The sequence below is a fragment of the Bacillus sp. FSL K6-1000 genome (assembly GCF_038630785.1).
GTDB lineage: Bacteria > Bacillota > Bacilli > Bacillales > Bacillaceae > Bacillus > Bacillus safensis.
Genome location: NZ_CP152042.1, coordinates 380649 through 395242, shown reverse-complemented (window position 1 = coordinate 395242; position 14594 = coordinate 380649). Strand labels below are relative to the sequence as shown.

2 protein-coding genes are annotated in these 14594 nt (G+C 45.9%); both read right to left on the bottom strand.

The features are described 5' to 3' along the window. Positions 1-5: 5 nt before the first annotated feature. Positions 6-3839, bottom strand: coding sequence for an amino acid adenylation domain-containing protein (locus MHI46_RS01990; RefSeq protein ID WP_342503069.1), 3834 nt, complete (start codon positions 3837-3839; stop codon positions 6-8). Positions 3840-3885: 46 nt separating this feature from the next. Continuing rightward, complete coding sequence (locus MHI46_RS01985; protein ID WP_342503068.1) at positions 3886-14589, bottom strand: amino acid adenylation domain-containing protein; 10704 nt, start codon at positions 14587-14589, stop codon at positions 3886-3888. Positions 14590-14594 lie beyond the last annotated feature (5 nt).

The following is a 14594-nucleotide window of genomic DNA, read 5'->3' as shown; positions in this document are numbered from 1 at the left end:
AAAGTTTACAAAACGGCTTCTCTATTTTTTTGATTCACGATCTTTTGGATCAGCTGGGCATTTTGGGCTGCACATTCTTTGTTTTTGAACATGTCAGCGTGTTGACCGTAGCCTTGATAATAGCGATAAGCACCGGTCGTCGCCTTTTCCCAATGATCCATCCAGTCTGGAATCTCAATTTGCTCTTTTGATTGGATGAAATCAATATCTGCTTGTATCTTTCCTTGATTCACCCCCTTAACAAATGTTTCATAATAGGCCCGCGTTTTTTGAGCAAGCGCTTCTTGAACGAGCTCTTCTTGGGCAAGTTCACTTTGCTTTGATTGATGAACAATCGCTTGGATATCGTCCTCGATGGATCGTCCTTCTAAATCACTTTCTCCAATTTTCTTATAGGAATCGATCATGATGACCTTATCCACCGTCCGTCCTGCTTGTTCAAGCGATTGAACGAGATCAAAGGCCAGATAGCACCCGCCAGAGTAACCCATCAAAGTCAGAGGCCCTTCAGGCTGAAGATGCTGAATATGCTGAACGTATTGCGTCATGCGGTGATCAGCTTCAATAAAATCAAAGGCGATCAAACGAACGCTATCGAGCGTTTTGGCGGCTTCCTGATAGATAAAGCCATAGCCCGGTAATGGCGGAAGAGCAAAGACTGTTGGCGTTTGAGATTCATTGAATACAAGATAGCCGGCAGCTTCATGATCCTGCTGTTGAATATAACGGCTGATGGCTTCAATTGTAGGTGTCTCAAACAACAAGTGAATAGGCACCTGAACATCGAATTCCTTCGACACCTTTGATAAAAGCGACATCGCTTTTAAAGAATGTCCTCCAAGCTCAAAGAAATGGTCATCTGTACTGATATCATCTCGTTCAAGCACTTCACGCCACATGACAAGCAGCTTTTGTTCTACCTCATTTGCCGGAAGCTTCACATGGCGGTTTCCTTGAGGCGCTTCTGGCTTTGGCAGCTGACGTTTATCAACTTTTCCATTTGGTGTCAGCGGCATTTTCTCAAGTCTGATCAGCTCATGAGGCTGCATGTAAGCCGGAAGTTTCTCCTTCAGCCCTGACTTGATCACATCAACTTTGTCCTTCCACTTCTCCTCACATGTCATATAGGCGAGCAGTCTTGTATGCTGCGAGCCATGCTGATCCGTTATAAGGGCAGCTTGCTTTACGCCTGGATGCATGAGAAGGTGGGCTTCAATTTCTGTCAGCTCAATTCGGTGGCCGCGAATTTTCACCTGATCGTCCACTCTGCCTGCATACTCAATCAGACCGTCTGCTCGAAAATAAGCCAAATCTCCCGTACGATACAGCCTTTGTCCCGCAGCAAATGGATGTGTGATAAAGGCTTCTTTTGTCAGATCAGGACGATTCAAATACCCCTTCGCAAGCCCTTTGCCGCTGAGACAAAGTTCTCCGACCATTCCAATCGGCTGAAGCTGTCCTTGCTGGCTCAATATATAAGCACCCGTTTGGTTAATCGGCTTTCCGATTGGAATAGAATGCGCTTCTATCGGCGGAGCTTCATCTACAGGATAATAGGTGGCAAAAACGGTTGATTCGGTTGGGCCGTAGACATTGATTAGTCTGCCTTTTCCCATGACATCAAAGGCTTTTCTCACATGCTGTACAGATGCACGCTCCCCTCCGAATAACACCTTGCGCACACTGTGCATCCAATCGGTTTCTTCATCAACGAGAAGATTAAATAAAGCAGTTGGAACAAACATGACAGAAATGCTTTCTCTTTTAATGAGCTCCGTCAGCTCATGCATATCTAAAATGGTGTCTTTTTTCGGCAGGACAAGCTTTGCCCCATTTAAAAGCGCACCATATACATCAAAGGTAAAGCCATCAAATACGCTGTTGGATAGCGACAGCAGTGTGTCTGTTTCTGAAATGGTTAAGTAGTTCGTATTTTTGACCACCCGGGCAATATTGGAATGGGTTGTCATGATGCCTTTTGGCTGACCCGTTGTACCTGATGTATACATGATATATGCCGTATCGTGTAAACCTGCTTCTAGCGGCAGATTCTCTGAGCTCATAAGTGAAATTTCCTGATCATCTGCAAACAGATACGTACCAGTAAACCCGAGTCCCTTCGCCTGACCAATAAAGGATGAGTGAGTCAGGAGATGCGTCGCTCCGCTGTCTTTAAGCATGTATTGAATGCGGCTTTCTGGATAATCAGGATCAATTGGCACATAGGCTGCGCCTGCTTTTAAAACAGCAAGCAGACTGACAATGAGTTCAGGTGTTCGATCGGCTAAAATGGCGATGACCGTTCGATGTTCAGCCCCATTTTTTTGCAAATGCCTTGCCAATCGATTGGCCTGTTCATTCAGCTCGGCATATGTCATCGTTTGCTCTTCTGCTGATAGTGCCACTGCATTTGGCTGTTTGCCCACATTATGCTCAAACCATTTCGATAAATATAATTGGTCATGCTCAAGCTCAGGTGCATTCCATTCCTCAAGAATCTGCTGTTTTTCCTGCTTCGTGACGAGCGGGAGTGTATGAACCGATTGATCGGGATGCTTGACCGCCTCATTTATCAATAGACTGAGCTGTTCCTTTAACTTGTGAACAAATTGAGGATCAAACGCTCTTTTGTTAAAGGCCAGCTTCAATAGCAATTCTTCTCCAGGCGATGCGAGCAGATTGAGATCATAGTTTGATTTTTCATAGACATTCATGTTCTCCACCGTGAACCCTAACCGTGCCTCTTGCTCGTCCTTCTTTGCGGCTGGGACATTTTCAAACACGACAATATGATCAATGAGCTGCTGCTGACCTGTCTTTGCCTGAATATCATAAATGGGAATATATTGGTGCGGCTCGGCTGCCAGAGACTGCTGCTGTGTTTCTGACAGGAGTGCACGAAATGTCATGTGCTCTGTCAGCTGAATTCTTCTTGGTATGACATTGATGAACAATCCAACCATCCTGTCAACGCCAGCCAAGTCTGCCGGGCGTCCTGACACAACTGTTCCAAACAGCACATCATTTGACCGCTGATACCTGCTCAGCAGAACCGACCAAACGGATTGAAGCGCACTGCTTAACGTCGCATTTTGCTGCAGCGCTAACTCTGACAAAGCAGCCGTTTCTTCTTTGCTCATGGACCATTCAATTTCGCCTAATTCATGTTCATTCGTTTGTTTTCGCTGTTCTTTAAAGGTTGATTGTCCATCAAACCCTGCTAATGATTGCTGCCAATATTGAAGTGATGCTTGTTTATCTTGTTTTTCCAGCCACTTTATATATTCTTTATATGGTTTGACCGGTTCTAGCTTATAAGGAACGTCATGTAAAAGTGCATGGTAAATCGCAAACAACTCCTGCACCACAAGTCCAAAGCACCAGCCATCCAGAAGGATATGATGATAGCTCCATATCCAGCGATAGCTGGCAGAACCCGTTTGGAAAACAGATGCCCGCATGAGAGAATCCTTCGAGAGGTCAAATCCTCTCAGCTGATCCCTTTGTTTGAATTTCTCGATACGTTCAAGCTGTTCGTCTTCAGAAAGATCTTGCAAGTCCACAACATCAAGTGTAAAAGGACGCTCCTTTAGCACAACTTGGACAGGGCGCTTTACTTTTTCGTGGAGAAACACGGTACGAAAAATATCGTACCGCTCCACGATGATATTCATGCTTTTCTCAAGTAAGTTATGATGCAGTGTGCCCTTAACGTTCATATCCATTTGCTCTACATAGAAGCCCTTTTCTTGATGATGGAGGGTATGAAACAGCATTCCTTCTTGCATCGGTGACAGATAATACATGTCTTGAACTTGATCCCTTTTAAATTGACTCATCTATTTCATCCTCCCTTCCTATTTTTATGACTGATCTCGTGTGTTGTTAAGTCAATTTCTCCTCAAGCATGTCAAAAATGTCGTCCATTTCATCCATTTCAAGGTCAGCCGCAGAGAAGTCACTTGGCGTAAATTCCCGTTCGTGCTGCGCTAAGCAATGGGTGATGATGGATTGGATTTTTTCCTTCAACAATGCCATGAACTGCTGTATCGTCTGTTCTTCATATTCACTTGCACAATAGGAGCAAGACAAAATGAATCGATTGTGTTGAACAAGACCACTAAGGTTCAGCTTATAAACAGCTTCCGAATCAGGGCTTGCCTGTCGTCCCATATCATGGATGGACGGCCCAAAGAGTTCTGTCGTCACTTCCTGATCAATCTGTCCAAGATAGTTCAAGCTGATTTCAGGATGTACGTGGTGTCCTGACGGTTCAGTGGCTGTCATGTATTTTAAAATCCCATAGCCAATCCCTTTATTTGGCACACGGCGCAGCATTTCTTTCGTTTCTTTAATAGCTTCAGCTATGGTCTGATCTGGCTTCGCTTCAAGAACAACTGGATACATACTCGTAAACCAGCCAATTGTGCGAGAGACATCCAGCCCTGATAAAATATCCTCTCTTCCATGACCTTCAAGCTGCACATGTACATGGGACTCACCTGTCCACTCTTGGACAGCAAGACCAAGAGCACATAAAAGAATATCGTTCATTTCCGTTGTGTACGGCAGATGAATATCGGTCAAAAGATGCTCAGTTTCTGTTTCTGTCAGCTGCATTTGAACCGATTTGGTTTCGGCAACTCTTCTTTTCGTCACTTCATGATCAACAGGTAATGCGGTTAATGGTTTGCTTTCAATTTCTGCCCAATACTCCCGCTGACTTTTTAATGGCTGTGACTGTGCATAACGTTCAATGGCCTCTGCCCATTCTTTAAAGGAATGAGTTTTCAGCGGCAGGACAAGGGCTTGTCCCTGAGATGCCTGCTGATATAGAGACATAAAGTCCTCTAGTAAAATTCGGCATGAGACACCGTCAATAACTAAATGGTGTGTCACGATGAGTAAATGATCGCCATCTTCCGCATGGAAACAAATCACTTTCATCAATGGACCTGTTTCGAGGTTCAGCTGACGCTGATACTCATTGGCAAATGTGGAAATTGCCTTTTTCACATCGTGCTCTTTTGAGACATCATGAGAAATAATCGCTATCGGTTCCGGTAGCTCCCGCTGGTTGTATTGCAGGATGCCGCTATGTTCCTGCTTGTATACCATACGCAGTGCATCATGATGTGAAAGTAGTTTTTGCATGACTTGTTCTGTAATGGAAAGGTCAAATCCATTTGGCGCATGAAGCATCATCGAGAGATTCCAATGGTGCTGATCGCTGAATGCTCGTTCAAAGAACCAGTGCTGAATCGGTGTTAAAATGACTTCTCCTTCGACAGATGATTGGTCGGCTGTGAGAAGATCGGCTTCCTCGATATATGGGCGCAGCTCCGCAATCGTCGGGTACTGGAATAGAAGTTTCATATCGAGCTTCCAGCCTGCTTGCGTGAGTCTGCTTGCCATTTGGATACCTTTAATCGAATCTCCGCCAAGGAAGAAGAAGTGATCGTGAATACCGACTTGGCTGACGCCAAGGACATCTTCCCAAATGCCGCAAAGCAGTGTTTCAACTTCGTCTCTTGGTGCTTCGTATATCGTTTGGTTCGCTTCGATATCAGGAGCTGGCAATGCTTTCAGATCAACTTTTCCATTTGCCGTCATTGGAAATTGGTCTAGCTTGATGATCCATGATGGCACCATGTATTCAGGCAACGTTCGTTTTAGGCTTTCTTTTAAGTCTTCTGCATCAGTATCGTTCTCTGTGATCACGTAAGCGGCAAGGGCGTCCTGATCACTCGCATCTTTGACCGTTGTCACGACGGCTTCTTTCACCGAATCCAGCGTCAGAAGCTGGGCTTCAATTTCTGACAGCTCAATACGGAAGCCGCGGATATTGACCTGATGGTCTATTCTGCCGAGGTAAATCAGCTCGCCACCCTCTGTCCATTTCACTAAATCGCCTGTGCGGTACATGCGCTCGCCTGGATAGAATGGATCTGGGACAAATCGTTTGGCTGTTTCCTCTGGAAGATTCCAATAGCCTCTTGCCAGTCCTTTTCCTGCAATCACGAGCTCACCCGGTACGCCTGGCGGCGACAGGTCATATAACGAACCCATAATGTAAAAACGAGTATTGGCAATGGCTGTTCCAATCGGAAGCGTGCCTTGTTCTGGATCGATCATTCCGCTTGTCGCTACGACCGTATTTTCAGTTGGACCGTAGTTATTGACGAGTTGATATGGAACTGGCTTCACCTGTTTCAGCTTGTCTCCGCCTGTTAGTAAGTAACGTAGAGAATGGTTGTCCATTGACATAAACTGCTCACAAAGCTGTGTTGGCAGGAAGGCAATGGTGATGCCTTCTTCATTGAAATACGCATTGAGCTTGATCATATCGAGGCGAATTGCTTCGTCGATGATATGCAGCTCTGCGCCAGCGATCCACGTCGGGAACATCTCCCAAATGGAGGCGTCAAAGCCAAAGCCTGCATATTTCGCAGTTCGATCCTCGTGCGTCACTTGGAACGCATCATTGTGCCAGAATGCAAGATTCACAAGAGACTGGTGCTCGACCATGACACCCTTCGGCTGTCCCGTCGTCCCAGACGTGTAAATCATGTAGGCAAGATCCGTTGGTTTGATCTGAACCTGAATCTCGTGAGCTTCTCCCTCTACCGCATCTTCTATGAACAGGATATGACCTGTGAATGAAGGTGGTGCAGTAAGTCCTTTCTGCATCAGAAGTACCTCTGCCCCGCAGTCTTCCAGCATGTATGCAATACGCTGCGCTGGATAATCTGCATCAATCGGAACAAATGCCGCACCTGACTTGAGAACGCCAAGGACAGCAGCTGTCATGTCAAGAGATGGGCGGGTGAGAATGCCGACGCGGTCTCCTGGTTTTGTGCCGCTTGCGATGAGCCTTGAAGCGACTACATTCGCCCGGCTGTTCAGCTCTTTATACGTCCAGCTCGTTCCGCAGAAGGTCGCCGCTTTTTGATGCGGTGCTCCTTGTGCCTTCGCCTCAATCAGGGCATGAACGGTTTGATCTGACGGGACGTCTAGGACAGGTCCTGACCATTCATTGATCAGCTCTCGTTTTTCCTCTTCAGTTATGAGAGATAGCGCTGAAATCGGCTGATTCAGCTTAGTCACCATATCGTCTATGATTTTTTCAATATATCGGCTCCAGCGCTGAATGGTGCTCTTTTTAAACAGAGCCGCTGCATACTCAAAGCGCAAGCCCACTTGATCATTTTCTTCAAATACACCAAGCGTTATATCAAATTTTGCATGAACGGTATCTTGCTGCTTTTGTGACAGCTTGAGTCCATTCAAATCCGGTAACGTCAGGTCACGGTCATCTGTAGTCAGCATGACACTAAACAATGGATTGCGGCTCGTGTCTTTCGAAAGATCTAACTGAGCCACCAATTCCTCAAACGGAAATTCTTGATGTTCATAGGCTGATAGGCTGCGATCTTTCATTTTTTCAAGCAGCTGTGCTGTCGTGTCTTCTGGCTGCACTTCGTTTCGAAGAGCAAGCGTATTGACAAACATGCCTGGAACTCGTTCGATTGAAGCATGCGTACGTCCTGCGGTTACAGCGCCTATGACGATATCTGTCTGCCCAGTTAATTTCGAAAGGAAAATGGCAAATGCTGTTTGCATCACCATGTTCAAGCTCACACCTTTTTCCGCCATGAGCGTTTTGATAGATTGCACCTTTTCAGCAGACAACCATCTATCGACTCGCCCTCCTTCAAATGACTGAACTTGAGGACGCGGAAAATCAAGGGGCAGCGCTAAGTCTTCTGGCGGCTGTGCATATTGCTCCAGCCAATACTGCCGCTGCTTCTCAAGGAGCGCCTGCTGATTTTCTTCCTGCTGCCATACCGCAAAATCCTTGTAATGCAGCTGAACTGGCGGTAACGTCTTTTTCTCATACAGCTCTGCCAGTTCTTGAATAAGCAGGCTACGTGTGACACCGTCTGCAATGATATGGTGCATATCCATCATGAATACATATTTCTCATCAGAAAGCTTCGCCACTTTTGCTCTCATTAATGGTGCTTGATGTAGTGAGAATGGTGTAATGAATGACTCGATGACAGACTGCTCCTGATCGCCCTCGATTTCATCAACCTCTAATGTAAACGGCACTTGGCGATAGACTTTTTGAACGGGTACGCCGTCAATTTCTACAAACGCTGTCCGCAACGATTCATGTCTGTCGATCAAGGCTTGAAGCGCTGCTTCTAGCTGCTTCACATCAAGGCTGCCTTCCATCATTAAAACGGCTGGCATATGATAAGTGACTGCTTCTGGATGCAGCTGCTGCAGTACATACATCCGCTTTTGAGCAGAAGAGACGGGATAGAAATCTTGCTTTTCCGCCGGCTGAATGGATGTAACCACCGAAGAATCCGTTTCGTCCAAGTAGGCAGCCATCGCTCGTATGGTTGGTTTTTCAAAAAGAACTTTGAGCGGCACATGCTTGTTCAGCTTTGCTTGCACCTTCGAAATGAGCACCATCCCCTTGAGGGAATGACCTCCCAACTCAAAGAAGTGGTCAAGAACACCCATTTGTTCCACCCCTAGGACTTCTGACCAAATGTCACACAGCGTCCGCTCAAGTTCCGTTTCTGGTGCCACATGCGCCGTACGATTCATATGCACTTCATGCGGGAGCGGCAAAGACTTCGCATCCACCTTTCCGTTTTGGGTAAGTGGAATGTGATCGACTTTCACAAAGTACGTTGGAATCATATAATCCGGCAGTGTCTCCGCAAGATTTTCTCTAAACGTCAGTGTTCCAATGTGTTCAGGCGCTGTGTAATAGAGTGCAAGCTCCGGCAAACCGGACAGGTGCAGAACTTTCACATAGACTTCTTGAATAGATGCCAGAGCACGTGCGGCATGCTCAATTTCCTGTTTCTCAATGCGATAGCCGCGGATTTTCACTTGATCATCGACTCTTCCAAGAAACTCAATATCTCCATTTGCATGCTGTCTGACCAAATCCCCTGTTCGATACATTCGCTCTTGAGGGTCATATGGATTTTCAAGAAAACGTTCCGCTGTTAACTCAGGCTGATTCAAATATCCTCTCGACACGCCTTCCCCAGATATATAAAGCTCTCCCGGCGCGCCATAAGGGACAAGACGCTGCTGCTGATTGCATACGAGTGCTCTTGTGTGAGCAATTGGCTGTCCGATCAAAGATCGTTCCTTCAGAGCGTCCAGCTCTTGCGGTGTGATCAGCTTGGTCACTGTACCAATGGTTGTCTCAGTCGGACCGTAATGGTTCATTACTGCCACGCATGGATGCTGCTTCATAAATGTTTCAACATCCTCAGGAATGATCGGTTCTCCTCCAAGTACCACTAGGCGTAAAGCGTTAAATGAATGTTCTTTAGAATCTGCCATCATATGAAATAAGGATGGTGTCATTTTGATATAAGTCAGCTCTTGTTCATCAATCAAACGCATCAGACGTACAGGGTCTGTATACACCTCTTCACGAGGAACATAAAGTGTCCCCCCTGCTTTTAAAACAGGGAAAATGCTTGTGTAACCAAGATCATATGCATAAGAAGAAAGCAGTGCTGTCCGATCACATTCTTGCAATGTCACCTCATTTGTCAGCCAGTTGACATAGTGTGATAGATTACGATGCGTGAGCTGTACTCCCTTCGGCTTCCCTGTTGTCCCAGATGTGTAAATCACATAAGCGAGCTGATCGACCGATACTTCTGGCAGTTCTAGTGAATAGCTTTGTTGCACTGCTTGTTCAACCTGCACCACTTGAATCGACTTGCGATTTTGATAGGAATCAGCAAGAGACTCATTTGTTACGATGACTTGTGCACCTGAATCCTCTAATGTGTAGCGGATTCGTTCAGCCGGAAAAGCTGGATCAATCGGGACAAACGCTCCTCCTGCTTTCATCACACCAAGCATGGAGACGATCACATAGACAGAGCGGTCAAGAATCAGTGCCACAGTTTTTTCTTTCTCTACGCCTCGTTTCTTAAGTTCACAGCTAAGTGCATGTGACATGTCTTCCAGCTCACGGTAGGTGAGTTTTCTTTGATCATCCATGACGGCAATAGCATCCGGTGTTTCCTTAGCCTGACGTGAAAATTGGACATGGAATGGCTCATGACGATTCGTTGGCCCTTCGGCTTTTTTCTCCAGACGCTCTATTTGTTCATGCTGATCCAGTATACAGAGCAAGCCGATCTGTTCCTCTGGATGACGAACCGCCTCACGAATAATCGCTAGGAGGTGAGTTCCGAACCGGCGGACGGTCTCTTCTTTAAATAACGCCGCTGCATAGTCAAAGCTCAGTTTTAATGCTCCCTCGCGTTCAAATGCTTCTAAAGATAAATCAAATTTGACCGAGTGATGCTGAATGGCATAAGGCGAAATGTTCAGATCGCCGAGCTTTAACGCTGGAACCTCCATGTTCTGCATGTTAAATGACACGCTAAAAAGCGGGCTCCGAGTTGTATCACGGTCTAACGGAAGATGTGCAATTAACTCTTCGAGTGGATAACTTTGATGTGCAAAAGCGTCAACACTTGTTTCTTTTATTTCTTCAAGCAGCTGCAAAAATGTTTTGGTTTGTTCTGGTTTTCCGCGCAATGCAATGGTGTTAATAAACATCCCCGGCATGTCCTGGATATCAGGGTGTGTCCGTCCCGCAACAGGCGAACCCACAATGATATCTTCCTGACCGCTATAGGAGGCAAGCAGCACTTGAAAGGCGGATAACAAGAACATATACATGGTCGTATCGGTTTTCTGAAGCAGTTCATAAATGCGCTGAGTCGTTGCTTGATCACAGCCAAACATGAATCGTTCTCCAGAAAAATCACGTTCTGCTGGACGCGGATAATCAGTTGGCAGCTCTAAAACCGGTAAATCTCCTTCAAATTGCTTCAGCCAATATGCTTCATGCTCCTTCAGTTTCTCCGTTTCTTCTTCACTTAGCTGCCAGACAGCGTAATCTTTATAATGAATGGCTCTTTCAGCAAGAGCTTCTCCATCATAAGCCTTCGCCAAATCTTGAATGAACGTCTTCATGGAGCTGCCATCTGTAATGAGATGATGTGCTTCCAAAACGAGAAGATGACGATTCTCACTGACCTTTAGCAGCTGAGCTCGTAAAAGGGGTGCCGCTGTTAAATCAAATGGCGATTGACGTTCAGCAAGAAATGCCTCAGCCTCTTCTTCCTTGATGTCATGAACAGGAAGGTCAAATGCTGACCATTCATGCACCCTTTGGACAATGTCTTCCCCATTCATATGAAAACTCGTTCTTAAGATTTCATGCGTTTGGATTAACTGATTAAATGCTGATTTGAGACGCTCATATTCGAGTGTTCCTTCAAGCGTTAAGACGATTGGAATATGATAATTCGTGCTGTCAGGTTCAAGTGTCTGCAAAATGTATAAACGGCGCTGAGCTGGTGATACCGGATATTCGCCCGCCTGCTCTGCTGGTAAAATAGGATGTCCAGCATCTTCTTGACCTTCCTGATCGATGTAAGCCGCTAATGAGCGAATCGTCGGCTTCTCAAAAATCATTTGAATCGGCACTTCCTTTTGAAGCGCTTCTTGAACCTTCGCAGACATCATCATCGCCTTGAGCGAGTGCCCGCCAGCCATGAAGAAATGCTCGTCTATCCCAATCGTTTTTCCAAGAAGCTCCTCCCAAATGTCAGCGAGTACCTTTTCTGTCTCGGTCTCAGGCGGCATGATTTTGATCTCTTCGCGATGCACTTCGTCCGGCTTTGGTAAAGCTTTTCGATCTACCTTCCCGTTCGTTGTCAGTGCAAAGGTATCCAGCTTCATCACATAGTGCGGCACCATATAAGCTGGCAGCTTTTGATTGAATACATCTCGCACCTCTTCTTCTGCGAGTCTCCCTGTGAAGTAGGCGATGATTTCCTTTTCTTCTGAAGAAAGCTGCTGAACAAGTACAACCGCATCATCGATACCCGTTTCTTGGCGAAGCACCGTTTCAATTTCTCCAAGCTCAATACGGAAGCCTCGAATTTTCACCTGATCATCTGCACGGCCAAGGAATTCGATCTGACCATCCGCACCATATCTAGCCAAGTCACCTGTTCGATACATCCGTCCTGACGGCTTAAAAGGATCTGCCATGAATACTTGATCAGTCAAATCTGGACGTTTGATGTACCCTCTTGAAACACCGTCCCCGCCTACATACAGCTCTCCTGGCGCTCCAATTGGCTGAAGTCTCTGATAGTCATCTAAAATATAAGCTGACGTATGATTGATCGGCTGACCAATTGGGATCGGACCCGTTTCATCTCCTCTTACTTCGTAAATGGTCGAGATGGTTGTATTTTCTGTTGGACCATAGACATTCAGCAAGGTAAGTGATGGATGATGCTTTTTCACAAGCTCCGCACTTTTCTCATTGATCACATCACCGCCGGTGAATAATGTTTTTAACCCTTTGAACATTTGCGGCCGCTGCTGAGCGAGCTGATTAAATAAACCAGTCGTTAAAAAGAGCGCCGTGATTTGATGTGTTTGGATAAATTGTTCGAATCGGTGTATATCCAATAAAGTATCACGGTCAACAGGATAAAGCGTCGCCCCATTCAGAAGCGTAGTGAAGATTTCAAGGGTAATCGCATCAAAGCTGACAGCTCCTGTATGCGCCATACGATCCGACGTGTTCAAGCCCAATTTCTCCTGAGAGCATGCTAACCTCACAATATGCTGATGCTCAATTTGCACTCCTTTGGGCCGTCCAGTTGATCCCGATGTGAACATGATATATGCCAATTGAGATGGAGACGTCTCGACGACTGAAAACTCCGCTTGTGAGTGATGAGTCATGCCGGTCACATGAATTGCTTTGATGCTTTCATCAACCGGCGGCTGGCTGTCAGCATAAAGCAAAATGGCTACGCCACTGTCTTCAAGCATCCAACGGATTCTCTCCTCAGGCTGAGCTGGATCAATCGGCACATAGGCAGCCCCTGCGTGTAAAATGGCTAAAATGGCGATCACCGCATCTGCTGATCGGTTCATATACACCGCGACAGCATCCCCCGGCTGAACGCCGTTTTCTACAAGGATGCTGGCTAAACGACGGATTTCTTGTCCAAGCTCTTCGTATGTGAATGTTCGTTCGCCTTCGACTAATGCCAGGTGGTTTGGCTGCGCTTTGATACGTTCATTGAGCAGCTCGGGAATGGACAGGTGCTTCGGATAATCTCTCTCCGTCTGATTCCACGCTGCAATCTGCTGCTTTTCTTCTTCTGTGATACATGTCACTTCATGAAGATACATGTCAGGATTTTGAATGATTTGCTTTATGAGATTGGTCAGATGTTTCGATATATTTTCAATGACTTTTTCTTCAAACGCCACCGCATTGTATTTGATTTTCAATGTCCACGTTTCACCCGGATAGACAAGAAGATTCAGATCGAAATTCGTTTGTTCAAATCCGTCCTTTACATCAATGGCAAAACCGAGACGTGCAGACATGGTGTCACCAGACAGCTCCTGATCTAAAGGATAGTTTTCAAACCCAACCAAATGATCAAAGAGCTTTCCTCCAGCAGCTGTTTTCTGCTGAATGTCATAAAGCGGCATAAAATCATAGTTTTCCGCTTCCAGTGCATGCTGCTGAACCTTTTGAAACAGCTGTTTGAAGGTCTGTTCCTGATCCAATGTCACCCGAACAGGTATCGTATTGATAAACAGCCCTGCCATTCGCTCAATTCCAGACACACTTGGAGGTCTGCCCGATACGACTGTTCCGAATGTGACATCATCTGCTGCATGATAGGTGCTTAAAAGAACGGACCAGACAGCCTGAAAAAGGTTCGGTGCTGTCACTTGGCATTGTCTTGCCGCATCTTGAATGGCTTGTACCGTTTGTGCATCCCATGTAAACGTCCATTCCTGATGGTCATATTGTCCGTTCGCCTCTTTTTGCTGCAGCAGCCCTTGGTGCTGAACAGCGCCATCCAGCCGCTCCTTCCAATAGTCTTCCGCTTCTTGTTTGTTTTGCTTTCCAAGCCACTGGATATAGTCCGCATAAGGCTTACCTTGTGAGCGATCCGGGGTTCGGTCGTTCCGATAAGATTCATAGTAATGAAACAGTTTTTTCATCAAAACACCCATGGACCAACCATCCATGATGATGTGATGGTTGCTCCAAATCAGGTGCCAGTTTGTTTCATTTAATTGAAAAACAGCGACTTTCAACAACAGATCATTCGTTAAGTGAAATCCTTGCTTTCTCACTTGCTTTTTATATTGATCCAATACCTTTTTCTGCTCTTGATCATTCAGATGAGATAGATCTTCTCTATACACATCTAAATGACGTTCAGCCAGTACAACCTGACGAGGCTTTTGTAATTGCTGATAGACAAAGGCTGTACGCAGAATGTCATATGTCCGTACGAGTTCATTGAGGCTCTTTTCAAAAAGATCGAGATCAAAATCTCCGCTTATTCCAAGCTCAAGCTGTGTGAAATAAGAGGAGGAATCAGGGTCTAGCATGGCATGATACAGCATGCCCTCTTGCATTGGTGTTAAAGGATATACCTTTTGAATTTTCTGCTTGCTCATAAGTC